Raw genomic sequence first — 18,516 nt, 5'->3', positions numbered from 1 at the left:
GTAATTGAGAAAATACCTAAACTTCCATTGGCTAGATCAGGTATCTAGCCAATGTTTTACTTTTTAAGGTTTTACTTCTTAAGTTTAAACTTTTCCTATTTTAGTTTTTAAAGTTAATTTCTTAAGATTTAATTTTTTTTCGTCTTACTCCACTATAAAGTAAATAAATAATCGACTCACGCTCGATCTTGTAATACTTAAGCGCAAATTACAAAACAACTCGTAAGTCTCCTCGCAATCTCCACAAGAACTTGTGCAGAGTTTATTTATTTCCTTTATAATTGAGTAAGTACTCACACGTTTAAAAAAGTACTAATTAAGATTAATTTGTTACTACATGAAGAGCTAAAAGTAAAAAGTAACAAAAAGACAGATGTTGATTAGCATTTAGCGTAAGCTACTGTGTATTTACTTAAGAAAAAAGGCACAGCTTTTTCTACACAGAAAGTGCTACTAAGGATATTTTATGGCAAGACCCTTATGTAAGGTTAAACGCCAAGCAATTATCGATGCAGCGTTAGAACTTTTTGCGGAACAAGGTCTTAGTGCCCCAACTAGTAAAATTGCCAAACTTGCCCAAGTTTCAGAAGGGACAATCTTTACTTACTTTAAAAACAAAGACGATCTAATCGTACAAGTGTATCTTTCGATTAAGGAAGATATTCATAAAGTAATTAAAAGACCGCGCAATTGTAAAGAAGTATTAAGCTTATTTAAAAGCAACTGGTTGAACTACACTGACTGGTTAATAAAAAATCCGCAAAAGCATTATTTACTCGGAAGAATTTTCCTCTCGAAAAAGATTTGTGAAACTGCTGAAGAGCAATTTCAAACTACTCAGCAAGATTTAATGTGTCATTTTATTGAAATCGCTAAAGAAAATGGTCCATTACACAATGCACCTTTAGATTTAGTGCAAGGCTTAATGCCAAACATTGCCAACGCCTTACTGGCACATGTTATGTCACATGAAATCACAAACAAAAGCGAAATTCATAAGTTATCAACCATGCATTTTAATGCTTTATGGTTAGCAATTTCGGGCGAAGCTTATGAACAAAGTCTAAGCAAAAATGACGAGTTTGCCGCTAAGTTAGAAAAATATATCGACTGTAGTAAACTCGAAGCCGAGCAACCGGAACAAGCTGAACAAGCTGACGAACAAGCACAGCAACCTGTTGCCAGCAAAAAGAAAAAGGCTAAATAACTATAACTAAATAACTAAACAACTCAACTACCACTAGTTGTGACAAATAATAAATTATTAGCAACTATCAGGGTAGCTAGTAATGGTTATTACTACTATAAGTTATAAACTACTTGCTCTCATACCTCTATAAATATTCCTCTATGCATTAGAGAGATGAGAAGCAAAGTAAAGTATTCTTTACTTTTCTTTCTGGTAGGGACGTAGCCTCACCAGAAAAAAATTATCTTCATATCTATATAAATATTGCGAAAAAATTAGGTCGAATGACTTTAGATGAGTTTACAAGAGATGTAACTCTTACATCTCTTGTAACTTTTTCCTTTCATATAGACATTTCTAAAGATTTGATTTAGAATAAAAATATATAGCTAGACAATAAAATAGTGATACACCACTTAATGATATTTTCTTGCAAAAATTAATGCAGCAAGTAATATAAGTAAAGAATTAATTTTTGCAAGCAAATATTCTCAACTCGAGATAATTTCACCTCAAAGTATAGCTTTCAACACATTAACTTTCATAACAACAACTCATAAAAATTCTTAAGAGAGCTCACTCTCTATTCTTAAATCCTAAAATCTAATCTTAACCTTAGAACTCTAGCGCAAGATGGAGTTTTTTTTCGTTCCTAACTCCTACATGCAGCTTACTGTAGAGGATAGAGATCTCTAGCAGAACTTGAGCCCTAACACTATTCCTCTTAAGTCAAACCCTAATTAAGCCAGACACTAACAGAAATCCACCATACTGTCTTCTCCTATATATAAAAGAAAATCCCAAAAATCATACGACTCTTGGGATTTTGCATAGCTTTAAGAATGAGCTTGTACGAACTCTTGGGTAATTTCTTCAATTTCCATTTCTAATTCTAACCATTGCTCTTCATTAGCCGCTAATTTGGCTTTTAGAGCTTGTGATTGTTGACTAAGCTCTTGCACTTTTACACCATTAGCACAAACTTCGGGATCTAAGAAACTTTGTTCTATTTGCGCTAAAGCTTCTTGTAACTCTTGTACTTGTTGCATAAGTTTATTTTGTGTTTGGGTTTTACTTAGAGTTAGGCGTTTTAGCTCACGAGCTAAACGGGTATCAGCCATAATACGCTCTAAAGCAGAGACAGCATTCTTACCTTGGGTAGATTCGTTACTATTTTGTCCACTTTCTAGGCTAGACTCTCCGGCAGCAGCATCTTCGACTATGCCTACCTTGGTATTAGCTGAACTATTAGCAGTGTTGCCTTTAGCGGCTTTCTCTACTTCTTGGCTAGCTTTATAACTTATTACCCATTTATGGTAGTCTTCAAGATCACCTTTAAACTCTTCAACTTTGTGATCATGCACTAAGTAGAAATCTTCTACTACCGCTTGTAATAAGAAACGATCGTGCGAAACCACAATTAATGATCCTTCAAACTCTTGTAAAGCTGTAGCTAAAGCTTGACGCATTTCTAAGTCTAAGTGGTTGGTTGGCTCATCGAGTAGTAATAAATTCGGAGCTTGATACACTATTAGCGCTAGAGCTAAACGTGATTTTTCCCCTCCAGAAAAGTTTTCAATGCGCTCAAAAACCTTATCTCCGGTAAAGTTAAAACCACCTAAAAAAGTTCGTGCTTCGTTTTGGAGTAATTGAGGATCAAGGCGAGTTAATAGTTCAATTGGAGAGGCATTTAAGTCTAATTTATCAACTACATACTGGTTAAAGTAACCTAATTTTACTAGTTCGTTTAGCTGAATAACTCCTACCCCATCTAAAGGCTCTAACTCTCCCGCAAAAGCCTTAATTAAAGTTGATTTACCAGCACCATTAAGCCCTAATAAACCAAAACGCATACCGGGTAATAAACTAAAGTTTACATTCTTCAATACAGGTTTACCGGTGATATAACCTAAATCAACTTTACGCATGGTCACCAGATTCGCTGGTAAACGAGATGACTCTTTAAAACTAAAGCTAAATGGATTATTAGTTACTACCGGATCGATGCGTTGTAGCTTTTCTAGATACTTAATACGAGATTGTGCTTGTGAAGCTTTACGGGCTTTATACTTAAAGCGATTAATAAAGCTTTCAATGTGCTTAATGTGTTTTTGTTGATTCTCGTATTGTTTTTGTTGGATTGCTAAGTTGGTTTGGCGTTGCTGGATAAAACTCGAGTAGTTACCCGTGTACGAAACTATAGTGCCATTATCAATATGCAACACATGATCTGCTAGATTATCCATAAACTCTTGGTCATGGGAAATAAAAACTATGGTCCCTTGATAACGTTTACTTAAAAAATCTTCCAACCAATAAATAGCATCTATATCTAAGTGGTTAGTTGGTTCGTCGAGAAGTAATAGATCACTTGGAGCTAAGAGCGCTCGCGCTAAGTTTAAACGAATTCGCCAACCACCTGACAGTTGATTAACCGGACTAGCTTGTTGCTCTTGGCTAAACCCTAAACCATCAAGGATTACGGCAGCACGAGTGTTTAATGTCCAAGCATCTAGTTCATCGAGCTTCATATTAGCTTGGGCAATTAACTCGCCATTGTTATCAGCCATGGCTTGGGTTAATTGTTCTTGCCAATAAGTAAACTCACGATCCCCATGAATTACATATTCAATAGCTTTTTGTTCGGTGTGTGGTACTTCTTGATCTACCCACGCAATGCGTACGGGATCAATTTCTAAACTATCACCAAACTGCATTTTTCGTTCTTGGGCACTTAGCTTGAACGTATTCATGAGCGTAGTTTTTCCCGTACCATTAGCCCCAACTAAAGCTACTTTAGTTAGCGGATTAACTGTAAAATTTAAAGAGTGGAGCAGTTCACGGCTGCCCACCCAAATTTGCATATTCTTTGCACTAATCATAATTTGATAGGTGAATGAAGAAAACTCAATTTATAAGATAAAAGGTAGCTCTCATGGTTGTTATTATGATAGCTCTTAGAGCTAGCTATTATCTTATTTTGCAGGTAAAGTAAAAACTAGATTATTACAAAGCGAAAACTCAGTTATAAACTATATTTTTAGTTGTTAATATAAGCTAGTCTAAGCTAATGTGAGCTAATGTGAGCTAGTCTAAGCTAATGTGAGCTAATGCAAGCAAAGTAAGCTAATGTAAACAGATATAAGTAAATAAAAGCTGATACAACTCTGCTTCCGCTTACCATTTCTAGTTTCAGACCACCTTTATTCTTGTAAGTTTTCTTCTTGATTGTTCAGCATTGCCGGATCTAATTGTTTTAGCTCTACGGCTTTTTCTAAAATTACAGCTGATTGTTGTAAAAATTCTGGTGCATAGTCACCGTAAAACTCTTGTACGCGCGTAAAGTTCTTAATGAACTCATCTTTATTATCAGCTAATAAAGCGTTTACGGCTGTACTTACAGTTTCTAAGTAAGAAGCAAGAGCTGCACGCGAAGCAGGATTATCGTAAATAATGTCTGCGTATAGTTCTGGATTTTGCGCAAACAGACGTCCAACCATAGTAAGTTCTAAACCATAGATTGGTGAACTCATAGCAGTTAACTCACTAATACTAAAACCTTGTTGACTAGTAAATAGTCCTTGTAAGTAAGTATTAAAGTGACGTACTGCCTGCATATGCGTCATAATTTTGTCGTGTTTTTCAGCAGTGGTACTTACTAAACGCGCTCCTAAAAGTTCAAATAACTTTAAGTAAGGCGCAAAGTACTCATCATTACGTCCAGCACAAGTAATAATTAGTTGTTTATCTAAAGAGGGAGTGGCAATCCCGAACATTGGGTGTAAACCCATTACCGGACCTTGGTGATGTTCAAGCATAGCCGCAAGTGCTGGGCTCTTTATCGAAGTAATATCACAAATACCTGCTGTTGGTTTTAACCACTGACTATAGTGCTTAATTAACGCAGGTGTCTGATGGATCGGTACTGCAAAAATCACTAAATCCGCATGAGGTAAGAGTTCTGGAGCTTGATCTTGGTTATCTAAATCGATAGCAAAGGTAATCCCCATTGGGTTAGCAGCACTGAAAATTTGCGTAAAAATTGAACCTAAACCACCTTTACCCCCAATTACGGCTACTACTTTACCATGTAGCTCAGTAAAAGCTTGTAGAGCTCGTACTTGTGCTTGTTCAATTAGTGCTTGACGCTCTTGCTCCATACGGGCAATACGTTGCTCAATAAACTCTAATTGTTCTTGTTCGCTAGTTGTTAATAAATCTTGCATAAACTTCTCACTCTGTAAGTTACTGTGGCTCTATTTTATCAAAAAACAGCCAATGGTATAGGTTTAGCTATCTCCATTGGCTGTTTTTAAGATTAATTTTAATCTACTTAGATTGACTTAGTTTGCTTAAGTTAGACCTAGTTTTACTTAGTTTGACTTGGTTTAAGTTTCTTTAACTTAAGATCATGGAAGACAATCTTAGGAACTTATTCTGAAATGTTTCTGAAGCACTTCAGAAACACTTCTGAAATACTACCTAAATACTGCAAACATTATATGTTTAAGAATTACTACAGAGAAGTCTAAGCTAACGAAGCTCTTCCAAATGACTTAAGCTTTGCATAACTTAAAAATGACTTAAGCCTTGAAAAACTTCAAAATGGCATAAGATTAGAACCACTACAAAATAGTCTAAACTTTACACAACTTCAAAATGTCCCAAGTTTGCACAGCTTAAAATAGTCTAAGCTTCAGAATCTTGCCATTTATCTGCTAAGCGTGGTTCTTTAACGCGACTTGCTTGACTGCTACGAATGCGTTGTTCAACACTCGGGCGCAAGTCTAAAGCTGGCGTTATATAACCAAAACCAGGTAGCTTAAAGCTATATAAATCTATCCAGTTAATATAATTGTCAATTAAGTACTTAATTGCTTGTTTTGAACGTAAAGCGTCGTCCTCTTGGTTGCGATTAAAAATATAGGTTTTTGGAGCAACCGGATCAGTTGGATTAACACGATTATATAGAAAGTTAATCCCTGTACGTTCACGTTCAGCCACATAAGCAGCAATTTCAGCTTCGAGATGAGCAATGTACTCTTGTGGTGATTTACCGCGTCCGCGTTTTGGTTCGGCGTTTTCGTCTTGAGCTACTTGCTGATCTTGTTGGGCTTGCGTTTGTGCTTGTTCGGCAGTGGCCGCTGTTAAATCAATACCTGATACTACTGAACTTGCTGCGTTTAACTCGGTACTGGTTGCTAAACTTTCTAAAGCTGCAAGTTTATCGCTATCGTTTTGCGCAGTAAGATTTTTTAAGCGACGAATACAATAAGATAGACGGCGCATTCTTTGTTCGGACGGACGAGTAATGATCATCGGATCGTACGGATGCGGAATTTTTTCTTGTAAACGGGCAATCAGTGTACGTACCACCGTGACTACAGCTAATTCCAGATCATGTAATTGCGCAATCCCTACTTTATAACTTAAACCTGGACTTAATTTAAAGTTTAAGCCTGTTGGTAAGAAGTTTAAGCTTGCGTCCCATAAGCCTGCATAGTTAGTCACTCCTAAATAGAGCGGAGCTAAATGCTCAACATAACGGAACTTATTATGTAACGCACAAGCTACATAATATTCGTCATTTTGTGCTTGGACTATATTGCGAATTAGTTTCCAATCGGTTGCCAGATTAGCAGGTACTTTACCCTCTTGGTAAAAAGCTTGATCCTGTAAACTAAAAATACGCACAGTGTAGTGATTAAAGGCATTAGCAGTTAGTTTACGTTCTGGTAAGCCTATTGCCTGATTAAACCACGAAGAAATCTCTTTACTAATCCCAACATTTGAGGCAAACTCGGCATCATGAGCAGCAAGGGCTTCAATTAAACTAGCATCTTCTTGTTCACGCACTTGATTAATTGCACTCGTTACTACATCCGAAGTATTAGTATCACCAACAGTATTAGTATTAATATTATTTAAAACCGAGGTAGTCGCACAACTGTGACTATGAGCATAGATATAATCATGACTTTGCGTCTGATATAGAGCTTCTTGTTCTTGCTGTTGTGCCGTAGTTTCGACTACTTGTTCGGTAGTTTTTAGCAGTTCATGGACTTGTGAACCGGCTTTAGTGCCTGGGATCGGACCAGGATTACCCCAAGTAATAGTCACCGGACTATTATTCCCAAAAGAATAAGTAATATCCTGTTGCGCAAAATCATCAAGTAATGGCGTACAGAAGTTAAAACCGTAATTACGGCACATGTGCTGTAAAGCACGAGCAATGCGCGCTAATTCTGATGACTTAACATTCTTATCAATACCATAAAAACGTAAGAGATCATCTAAATCTAAGTTGATATTAAGTACTACATCTGCTTTTACAACTTCAGGTAAGTACTTAAAGTTATCAAAAATGCGTTTGCGACATGCTGTGCCAGAGATTGGTACATATCCACGATTAGGGTCAACTAATACGGCTTCCAAATCGAGATAGTATTTATAATTCTCTGCGTCTTGGGGTTCAGAGGTATAAACGTATTGTGGTTTAAGAGGTAATTGATCTAAGTAGAACTGTACGACCTTTGCCCACTCAAACCAACCGTTAGGATAAGACGGAATATTGTCTTCACGCAGATTAAACACTTCTACATTGTCATAACTATCTGTAGCACGTTTTACCCATGCGGTTCGCACTTCGCGTGTTGGCTGCACCGGAATTGATGAATCCCAAAACAGTTTCTCATCACGTTTTTCGTCTGAACAGACAAAAACATATAAATGATCGCACTCAGTACGTGCGCGATCAATCATATATAAATGTCCTTGATGTAAAGGATAAAACTTCCCAAAGATTACCCCTATACGAGGGTTATCTTTAGTTAGTTGTGCACTTTTAGTCGTATGCAAGCTTTTACTAATGAACACTTGATTTTCAATATCAAGAGGTTCATATGACCTCCGGTGTTCATTCACTTGCTCATAGGCATATTCTGCTGACTCTTCAAAAGCAAGTTTTAATTCTTCTAATTCAGCATCACTTAGGGTTTCTGCAAACACTGGATTAGCTTTTTTCATACAAGTTCTCGTTTGTTCTAACTAAAGATAACAAAACTGAAGATAAGTAAACTTTAGTTAGCTCGCTTACTAGATAAAGATAATTTTGCCCAGCTAAGAGTCAAGAGCAAGACTGCAAAGGTAAAAGAAATTGCAAAATGAAATTGCAAAAAATTTACAAGAAAATTTTCAAGAAAAAGCTATAAATATTGAATTAAGACAAACTATCACCTCTCAATAAGGGATACACCACAGGAAAACTAACACTGTAAAAAAAGTAAATTCACAGTTCATCACTAGGGAGTATGTAAGTCACTGGTAGCTTAAACTATAATCTTAACTTCTAGACTTTAAAGCTCGGCAAAATTATCTCGCCAGGTTATAAAAATAACCACTAATTCCTAAAATCCATTTTTAGGAGTTAGTGGTTTAATTATACGCAAATTTATCTTTTCGCGGGGTAAAATTTCGGATTATTTGCCGAATTTACTGCTAAATTTGCTCTATTTTTGTAGTACTTACTATCTGGGGCATAAAATACCTCTAGCTCTTATTAATTGCTAGTTAAATTTAGGTACTTTGCAAATTATTTGCAATCGCACTTAGCATCAAACTCTTATCAGGTATAGATTAAGATGAGATCAAACTCATATCTAGTAAAGATCAAGATTGGATCAAACTCATATCAGGTATAGTTCAAGCTCAAATTTACTACACTTCAAGCTCAGATAACTAAATACCTTATGTAGATTACCTTTCCTGACAAACTTTTGTTTGGTTACCTATGCTGATTATCTTTGCATATTATATTTTGTTTGCTTATCTACGCAGATTATCTTAGTAGACTACATTGTGGTTAGCTACATTATGTAAACAGTTTCTCAAAAAACTACTTTTCTAACCAGTCTCTAAGCAATCTAAGCTAAATATAGATCCCAGTTATAAGCATAAGTACTATTACGTTGCGCATCTTGGAAATCATTTTGGAAATAATATGCATATGGAGCAAAAATATACACATGTTTTTTCGCACGGGTTATAGCTGTATAAAGCATACTTTTACTTGTAGCAAAATCATTGATTTCCGGAGGGAGAATTATGTACGTATGCGCAAACTCATCACCTTGCGATTTATGGATCGTGGTAAAGAACGCATACTCAAAACTATTAATATAAGTTAGTGGTACACTCTTATATTGTTTAAGTTCTGGTTGATACTCATTAAAGAATGCTTTTACTCCGGTTGGCGTTGGCACTACTAAAGCTAAATCACCATTAGAGATATTTACATCACTTTGGTTAGCAGTAATAACTATTGGATAGAAATCTGGTAACGCAAAATATCCACGTTGAAGCATAGCTTGGTTTAAGGTATCAACTCCTAAATCTCCTTTACGCATTGGACATAAGAAGCGATGATTCTCTATATGCTCAAAAGCTGCTTTTAACATAGTATCTAAAGCAATATTAAAGTCTGTTCCTTTAAATTGATCTTGATATGCCTTTAAGTACTCTTGTCCTAAATCTGCCAACGGACTAAAAACTTGCGCAGCAGTATATAGCACTTGGCTTTGCACATAGTTATGATAATCTGCTAACCAATATACGCGTTTACCTTTTAAGCTTTGTAAGCGCTTACGCATTTGCTCCATAAATTGTGCATACACTTGAGTTTGTGCTTGTTGATAATGCGTAAGCAGATCTTTATCCCAAGCTGTCGTGCAAGAAAAACTCTTGATTAATGCTTGATTTAAAGCTGTGATATTAGCATTAGCTTTAGCTTTTTCGTTAGCTTCATTAGCATTATCAATATTAATCTTGCTTACTTTATCGTTAGTTTTATCATTATCCCTATTAGTAGCTTTATAACTAGCTTGCTCTAAAGACGGTAAGTAAGTACCTAAGTGCGTTTCTTTCGTTGCTTGTACCCCTTGTACTTGAGACTTACTACTTATTAAATAAGCAATATGTAAGCCTTGTGTATGCTTATCATCAACTAGTTCAGGTGTTTTAGAACCTAAGCCAGCTAGACTTAATAACCATTGACGATAACTATCTTCATAGGTATAGAAAACTGCACCTGAAAGTTTCTCTTCCTGTAACTGCGCGATATAAGTAGCATGACTTAGTTGTGCTGCTAAGCTATGTTCTGCAATGTTTTGCCCACTAGCGCTAAAGCTTAAATCCGCTAAATCATTAACTATTTGCGCCGTTTTACCTTTAGGTAAACCAATTTTACTACTTTCTAAACCTTGCGCTTTACCAACTTTCTTAATTAAGTTAACTTGGTACTTCGTAAGCGCTACTTGCTTCGGATTAGCATTTAAGTAATTAGCGTAATAAGCAATAGCACTATCAGCGGCATAACGGAACGACTTTCTAAGCTCATGTACATTATCAGCTAAAGTTGCTTGCGGATAATATTTAAACTCATAGTCGATCCCTTGACTTTCTTGTAAATCTGCAGCATAAAGTTGCTTAAACGTCTCTTGCCAAGCCACAGCTTGACTATAAAGACGTAAATGCTCTCCTTGGCTTGTAGTGTAAACAGGTAATCTTAGCTTATTCTTTTGAGCATAGGCTTGCATTCCTTGCTCAAAGTAAGATACTTGTGCAGAAAGTTCTTCAAGCACATTCCCCTCACCAATAGCTGGTAATTGGTTTTTGTCCCCTAAAAGGATCATCTTCGTAGCTAAGGCAAAAGAATTCACAAAATAACCAAAAGTCTGTAAATTCACCATCCCCACTTCATCGCAAACTACAATGTCGGCTTTTATTTTTTGTCGCCCTTGATATCTTCCTTCTGGTTTAGCGGCATGAGCGCCAATCATACTTTGAATAGTAGCACTCTCGGCATTAACTAAAGCCGTACAAATTAAAATTAATAATTTTAAAGCACCGACACTATCTATACCTAAAGAAGGTAAACTTTGCCAAAACTCAGGACTTATAACTTGCGTAAGCGAAGACGATTCGCTATTAGTAATTGCTTTAGATGCTTCTGGTTTGCCTTGTTCTTCTGCTTTTATTTGCTCTTCTGATTTTCCTTGTTCTTCTGATTTTCCTTGTTCTTCTGCTTTTCCTTGCTCACCTTGATAATCTAGTTCTTGCACTAAGTTAATTAAAGCTGGATCTTGACTTAATTTTGCCTGTTGTACTAGGAAGCTATATAGCTCTTGACTACGGCTCGTAATACTTTGTCCAAGGTGCGAAGAAGCTTTTCCTGTTGGGGCTAAGAGTAAAACTTTAAGTGGGATTACTTGTTGTAGACTTACTTCATTTAAGCTAGTTCCATAAGTACCGACATAAGCTAAAGCTAACTCTAAAAACAACATGCGTAATGCTGTAGTGGTTTTTCCTGTACCAGGTCCACCAATTAACACACTAAAAGCTTGCCCTAAAGCTAACAGACTACTTAAATCCTGATTAGAAAATACTGCTTTTTTACCACGTAAGGAAGTTTCATAAGCAGCGAGGAACTTCGTAATGCTTGTAACTACATCATTACTTGCAACAGCAGCGTTCGCTAAGCCTTGTTGCTGAGCCAGTTTTTCTAGAGCTTGCATATAAGGTAAAGAAGTATATTTTTTACCTAAGACATAACGTAACACTTGCGTTTCTTGACTATAAGGTAAAGAAAGACTGAGAGTGTTTTCTTGGGGATTAACAAGATATTGGGGATCTATAGTAGTTAATTCTCTTGAGGTATTAGCAAGAGCATTACCAAGATCATTACCAAGAGCATTACTAATTACAGCATCATCCTCATTACTAGTAGTTTTAACTTTTTTCCGTCCTTTAGTAACATTTACCACCTGACGAATCATGAAGTCTTGTTTAGGTTGGAAATCAGCACTTGGTAAAAGTTTACTTTGCACAGCAGGATCTAAATTTAACCATAGACTTTGTTGTGCTTGCACACAAGGCTGACTAGTTAGTCTTTGTGCTACGGGGATTGTAGTGGTTAAATAGTCATTTTGCCAGAACTTATTCCAAGCTTTAGCGTCTCCCCACAGAGCAACAGGTTTAGCGACTTCATGGGTAAAATTCTTAACATCAAGTAAGTGTAAATGTAATTGATAGTTTAAGAAATAAAAGTTAACAAATGTATCACTCGCACTAGGCACAAATAAAGCACTTAACTCTTTATCAAACATTAAAGCAGCACTATTAAAGAGCTCATTACCCTCTAAATCCGGCACTGCACCCCAGAATGATAAACGACTCTCTTGAAGTAAAAACTCCGATTTTACTTCACGCAAATCAACGTCATAATCGTTTAGTACTTTTAAACCTACACGTATTACTAAAGCACGTATTAAGCTTAAATATTCAAGATCAGTTTGTGCTAAGTATTGTAAAAGTAATAAGTTCTCTTGTACAAATAGCGTTAACAGCTTAGTAATAAAAGCTTTATCAGCAGCACTTAAATGTACATATTCTTCTTGTTCTAAGATAACTGCTAAAGCATTGGTAAAGCTTGTTAAGTCAGAAGGATCGAAATTAGCCCAAACCTCTACAGATAGCTCATGTAGTACGGTAAACACTTCAAAAGATAAAGTAAAGAAACGTTCAACTAAACTACTACGTAGTTGTTGTAGTTGTTCGTATTCTTGAGTGCTATTAGTTTGTTCACCATTGGTGTATGTGCCATTGGTTTGGGCACTACTATTTTGCACACTATTAGTTACACCACTATCTTGATAGACTCTATCTTGAGAGATACCAGCTTGTAACGAGCTTTCTTGCGTAAAAACCTTTTGTGTTGCTAGTTCTTGTTGAATTAGGCTGGTAATGTACTTTGCAACAACATGTTGTAAAACTTCAAACTCTAACAAATTAGTTAAGCGATGTTCTTTTTTTACCGCTACATGTTTGATAAAAGGTAGAGCTAGCTCATCATTCTTACGACGTGAAAAACTTAAACGATAATCTGGATCATGACGTGCAATTTGATAAGCTTGTTGTAATTGGCTTAGATAGTCTGCAATATAAGAAGTTAATCGCTGATATCTTTGCCATAATTGCATGGCTGCTAAAAAATAAGATTCTTTGACTGCTGTATTACCTAAAAGGTGATGATACTTTAGTAAAGAAAACTGCATAATCGCAAATATCGTATCTTGATCACTTTCGGCAGGGGCGAGTTTTTTGGTAATGTTATTTTCAGGATAAGCTGCATGCTTACCTGTTAAATCGATCATTTGCACGACAGCATTAAAATACACCGGTTCTAGTTTTTGTTGTAAATAAGCTGCATAAGCTAATTTATACAACGTCTGCGTAACCGGTTTATCTTCTTGTTCTAAAATCTGAAAAACTTGTTCCATAACTAATATTCAACTTGGAAGTTATTTTGGTGCAGAAGTATTATTATGAAGAGACTACTTTTTAACCCTCTCCAGTTAACATATTTCTATCAATAGATTTCTATTAATAAACTTCTGTTAACAAAATTCTGTTAACAAACTTCTACAAATAAGCACTGTTAAGAGACTATTGTTAAAAACAGCTGTCAACTTAGTAAATACCGCTCCACGAAAATAACTCAACCTTTTTCCTTGCCAAAACTTCCTATCACTTATTCATGTTACTTAGCCCCACAATCCAACAGTCCAATAATCCAACAATCATATAATGAGCTGTCCCCTAAAATTGATACAACCTTACAATCACACAACCAGAGCTGTACCTGTGCTGCATCCCAAAAATGATACACCGGAACAACAAGACAACTGATCCTAATAATTACATAAAATCAGCAAGTTAATACTTCTCTATTATATTAGATAAACCAGTCTAATCTAGGCAATTTTCCGTAAAACTAGTCTTCCTTTTCTGCAAAAATCCTCATTTTTTTTACAAAATCCGTCTCCTTGTAGTGTATCCCTTTTTCCACAATCTTCTTAACCCTATAATTAAAAAATCTCCTCTCTAGGCTACTTGTAATGTGACTTGTAATGTAACTTGTATCCTTATCTGTAATTTACCAGCATGCCTGTAGTTAACTCACATCACTAAACTTAGTTGTACGGTTGTATGGGTATCTGGTTGTATGGGGTGTCTGGTTGTATGGGGTGTCTGAAAAAAAATCACTTTCCTACAAATATCACTAGCTTAAGAAAAAAGTTTTCTCTTTGCGCTAATTCTTTATATAATAAAAAATTGCGGGGCTTGCTTTTAATTGTCTGCTTTAGGCAGGCAATCAATCGAGCCTTGTAAAAGGGATATTTCCCAGTTTATTATTTAATCCACAAGCTAATTGGAGCATACAGTGTCTAATGCAAATACTTTCGTAGTAGTAGGTACACAATTCGGTGATGAAGGTAAAGGTAAAATTATCGACGTATTATCACCAACGGCTGATTATATCGTTCGTTTCCAAGGCGGTAATAATGCAGGTCACACCGTAATTGTAGGTCAAGAGAAATTCGTTCTCCACTTACTACCATCAGGTATTATTAATAGTAAAGGCAAATGTATTATTGGTGCAGGTTTAGTAGTAGACCTTAAAGTTTTACTAGGGGAAATTGATGCCCTAGAAAAACGTGGTAAAAATCTAGACCATCTATTTTTAGATGAACGCGCCCACATTATTTTCCCTTATCACATTGCGGTTGATAAAGCCAAAGAAGAAAACTTAGGGAAAAATAAAATTGGAACTACCCAACGAGGTATTGGACCTTGTTACAATGATAAAATCTCAAGAAACGGGATTCGCATTGGGGACTTATTAGATCCAGAAAGATTTGCGGATAAACTAGCATGGAACATTAAAGAGAAAAATGACATGCTAGAAAGATACGGCTGGCCAGAACGTTTTGATTTTGATACACTTTATGCAGAATACATGGAGATTGCAAAAAAAATTACTCCACGTATTATTGACGGTGTATACGAAATTAACGACGCTATTGCAGCTGGTAAAAAAGTATTATTCGAAGGTGCACAAGCGATTATGCTTGATATCGACTTCGGTACTTACCCATATGTAACTTCATCATCTCCAACAGCAGGTGGAGTTTGTGTAGGGGCTGGTGTTGCACCTAACAAACTTAATCGCGTAATTGGCGTAATGAAAGCTTACACTACTCGTGTAGGTGAAGGTCCATTCCCAACTGAACTTGATAATGAGTTAGGTGAACATATTCGTCAAGTTGGTGGTGAATTTGGTGCGACAACTGGTCGTCCACGTCGTACGGGTTGGTTAGACTTAGTAATGGGTAAATATGCAGCTCTAATCGACGGTTTAACTGATGTAGTGTTAACTAAAATCGACTGTTTAACCGGTCTTGATACTATTAAAGTAGCCGTAGGTTATAAGGTCGACGGTCACGTACATGAAACTTACCCTGGTAATTTACGTAAATCTAAACCCGTAGAAGTTATTTATGAAGAACTTCCAGGTTGGAGCGAAGATATTACTAAAATTAAAGCTTATGGAGATTTACCATTAAATTGCCGTCGTTATATTGAGTTTATTGAACGTAAACTAGACGTGCCAGTATCAATGATTTCAGTTGGTCCAGAACGTACGCAAAATATCTACCGCACAGAGTTCTAAGAGTTGGTTAATTTAACTAGCTAAACTAAAAAACTTAGTGTATAAGATTAATTTTGTTTAACATTCACTTAACGTTCGATTAACGTTTGATTAACGTTCTCTCAACATTCATTTAACATTCGCTCAACATTTTTGAGCTTATAAGCCAGCCCCACAGCTTGCATAAGCTCTGGGGCTGGCTTATTTATGCTTTACTTTTTTACTCTCATTACCGCAAACCTCTTCCACTATTATGCAATTAGAAGACTATCCAAGCTACAATCCAGAATCTCCAACTAATCATTACGATTACCCATTGTGTTCACGTTATGCTTCAGAGCAAATGAAACACATTTTTTCTCCTAACTTCAAGTTTTCGACCTGGCGTAAACTATGGGTAATTCTTGCTAAAGCTGAAAAACAACTTGGTCTGGATTTTATCACTGAGCAACAAATTAAAGAGCTCGAAGATAATATTTACAATATTGATTTTGCTAAAGCGCATCAGTACGAAGTGCAATTAAAACACGACGTAATGGCGCATGTGCATGCCTATGGAGATGTAGCTCCTAATGCACGTAAAATTATTCACTTAGGAGTAACTTCTGCTTACGTAGGTGATAATACTGACCTTATTCAAATTAAAGAGGGTCTATTACTTGTAAAACGTCGCTTAGTTACTTTAATCAAAACTTTAGCTAATTTTGCTGATAAATATAAAGATTTACCTACTTTAGGTTATACCCATTTCCAAGCTGCGCAACTAACTACGGTTGGTAAACGTGCAACTCTATGGTTAAAATCGTTTATGTTTGATCTAGCCGAAGTTGAACATCGCTTAGAAACTCTTGAGTTTCGTGGTGTAAAGGGCACAACTGGTACTGCTGCCTCATTTAAAGAGTTATTTGGTGATGACTTTAGTAAAGTTCAAGCACTAGATAACTTAGTAACGCAAATGGCTGGCTTTAAACAAAAACAAGAAGTATCCGGACAAACTTACGACCGTAAGCAAGATACTTTTGTGTTACAAACACTTGCAGACATTGCGAGTTCTGCACATAAATTTACCAATGACTTTAGATTATTACAACATCTTAAAGAACTAGAAGAGCCTTTTGGTAAAAAGCAAATTGGTTCTTCGGCAATGGCTTACAAACGTAACCCGATGCGCTGTGAACGTATCTCAGCGTTAGCTAAATTTGTTCTTTCTTTAGAGATAAATGGTCATCTTGTACACTCAACCCAATGGTTTGAACGCACTTTAGATGATTCGGCTAATAAACGTTTATCATATCCTCAAGCTTTCTTAGCCGTAGATGCTATGCTTCTGGTGTTACAAAACATTGCCGAAGGCATTGTCGTTTATGAAAAGATGATTACGCGTAATGTAATGCGTGAACTACCTTTTATGGCAACCGAAGACATTATTATGGATGCGGTGAAAAAAGGTATGGATCGCCAAGAAGTGCATGAAATAATTCGTGAACTTTCTATGGAACAAGCAAGATTAGTTAAACAAGAAGGACAAGACAATCGTCTGATCGAGGCTATTATTGCTGATGGTCGTTTACCTATTTCTGCACATGAAATTAAAGATCTCCTACAACCAAGTAATTACATTGGTTTTGCACCACAGCAAGTGAGTGCTTATTTAGAGCAAGTAATTAATCCAATGCTCGAACGCAATGCTGCTTTTATCTTAGAAAATAAAACTGAATTTAGTGTTTAATAAATAAATTAAATCCCCTTTACGTTTTGTAAAGGGGATTAGTCGTTTTATAGCTTAAAATGCAACAAGGTTGTCTGAAAAAAAACAAATACTTAATGGGTGATAAATAATCAATGTATAGATCGCGGAGCTAATTCATTCGCCTCGTTTATAATCTTAAGCTAGGATACCCTAGAAGCACATCTCTAATTTAGAAAATGAGAATAAGAAAAAAACTATCGCGTTTAGTTTAAATTTTCTTTAATATTTTAATAAAGCTTCATACTCATCATCATTAAAGTTATTTAGAAAAATTTTATTTCTTAGATCATAAGGTATTTGATTAAAATCAAAATTATAATTATTAAATTTAGACTCTCCGAGCATCCCAGTAGCTGATTTTAAATGAGAAAAATCCCAACCTGATAAATCTGAGAAAACTTCACTATAAAAAAACATTAAATTCGTTTTTTTTAATTCTTTTGGACGCCATTTATTTATATTTACTTGAATTTTAGCACCTCCAAACATAGCGATCATGTTCACTACACTTGATACATCCCAATTAGAAATATCGCTTCTAAAACTCTCATTGGATGCAAATAGCTGTTGCATATTTCTAACTTTGCTAACATTCCATTGTGAAATATCTCCGGAGAATTTAGCTCCCTCAAACATACTCCTCATATTGGTTACATTACTTACATCCCATTTTGAAATATCTCCATTAAACTCAGAATATAAAAACAATCCTAGCATATTTGTAACATTAGAAACATCCCATTGTGATATATCACCATTAAATTTATATATATTAGTGCATTTTAAACCCTTTGCAAAAAGCCCAGACAAATCGCTTATCTTACTAACATCAATAAAGTTTAAATTAGCTTCATAGCCCACCACTTTTAAATAATCGCAGATAAAGTTGTATAGCCTAGTGTCATTACCAAAAATTATTTTTACGTTCTTCTTCGATAAATCTGTATTTTGCAACTCTTTAGGTAGTTCACTATATGGAATTCCATAATATACAGTAGCAGCTTTAACTTCAATACAAAAGATAAATAG

At 35.8% G+C, this 18,516-nt stretch carries 8 protein-coding genes and 1 pseudogene; 3 read left to right on the top strand and 6 right to left on the bottom strand.

Annotated elements, in window-relative coordinates; genetic code table 11:
• Positions 1-466: 466 nt before the first annotated feature.
• Positions 467-1,207, top strand: coding sequence for a TetR/AcrR family transcriptional regulator (locus tag CKF58_RS01365; protein WP_119530198.1), 741 nt, complete (start codon positions 467-469; stop codon positions 1,205-1,207).
• Between the two features lie 818 nt (positions 1,208-2,025).
• Here the strand turns inward: CKF58_RS01365 and CKF58_RS01360 are convergent.
• From CKF58_RS01360 to CKF58_RS01345, 5 genes and pseudogenes are all read right to left on the bottom strand, one after another.
• Entirely contained in the window at positions 2,026-3,435 is a 1,410-nt protein-coding gene (locus CKF58_RS01360; protein WP_425451202.1) for an ABC-F family ATP-binding cassette domain-containing protein, read from the bottom strand.
• Between the two features lie 105 nt (positions 3,436-3,540).
• Positions 3,541-4,053, bottom strand: a pseudogene (locus CKF58_RS08700) (ATP-binding cassette domain-containing protein); the annotation flags it as partial.
• Between the two features lie 339 nt (positions 4,054-4,392).
• Complete coding sequence (tyrA, locus tag CKF58_RS01355; protein WP_119530196.1) at positions 4,393-5,415, bottom strand: bifunctional chorismate mutase/prephenate dehydrogenase; 1,023 nt, start codon at positions 5,413-5,415, stop codon at positions 4,393-4,395.
• 463 nt (positions 5,416-5,878) lie between these two features.
• Positions 5,879-8,215 carry an adenylyltransferase/cytidyltransferase family protein gene (locus CKF58_RS01350; RefSeq protein WP_119530195.1) on the bottom strand — a complete coding sequence of 779 codons (2,337 nt, stop codon included), beginning with the start codon at positions 8,213-8,215 and terminating at the stop codon, positions 5,879-5,881.
• A gap of 896 nt (positions 8,216-9,111) precedes the next feature.
• Positions 9,112-13,524 carry an AAA family ATPase gene (locus CKF58_RS01345; RefSeq protein ID WP_119530194.1) on the bottom strand — a complete coding sequence of 1,471 codons (4,413 nt, stop codon included), beginning with the start codon at positions 13,522-13,524 and terminating at the stop codon, positions 9,112-9,114.
• A gap of 944 nt (positions 13,525-14,468) precedes the next feature.
• Between CKF58_RS01345 and CKF58_RS01340 the strand changes: the two genes are divergently transcribed.
• Both CKF58_RS01340 and purB read left to right on the top strand, forming a co-directional pair.
• Positions 14,469-15,758, top strand: a complete 1,290-nt coding sequence (locus CKF58_RS01340) for an adenylosuccinate synthase (protein ID WP_119530193.1) — start codon at positions 14,469-14,471, stop codon at positions 15,756-15,758.
• Between the two features lie 232 nt (positions 15,759-15,990).
• The gene (purB, locus tag CKF58_RS01335; protein ID WP_119530192.1) at positions 15,991-17,466 is read left to right on the top strand and encodes an adenylosuccinate lyase; all 1,476 of its coding nucleotides are present in this window, start codon (positions 15,991-15,993) and stop codon (positions 17,464-17,466) included.
• A 240-nt stretch (positions 17,467-17,706) separates the two neighbouring features.
• Here the strand turns inward: purB and CKF58_RS01330 are convergent.
• The coding region (locus tag CKF58_RS01330) for a BspA family leucine-rich repeat surface protein (protein ID WP_119530191.1) at positions 17,707-18,516 on the bottom strand (810 nt) is incomplete at its 5' end.

It is taken from the genome of Psittacicella hinzii (assembly GCF_003585935.1).
Lineage (GTDB): Bacteria > Pseudomonadota > Gammaproteobacteria > Enterobacterales > Psittacicellaceae > Psittacicella > Psittacicella hinzii.
The sequence above is the reverse complement of the archived record's forward strand: the minus strand, read 5'-3'. Positions and strand labels throughout refer to the sequence as shown.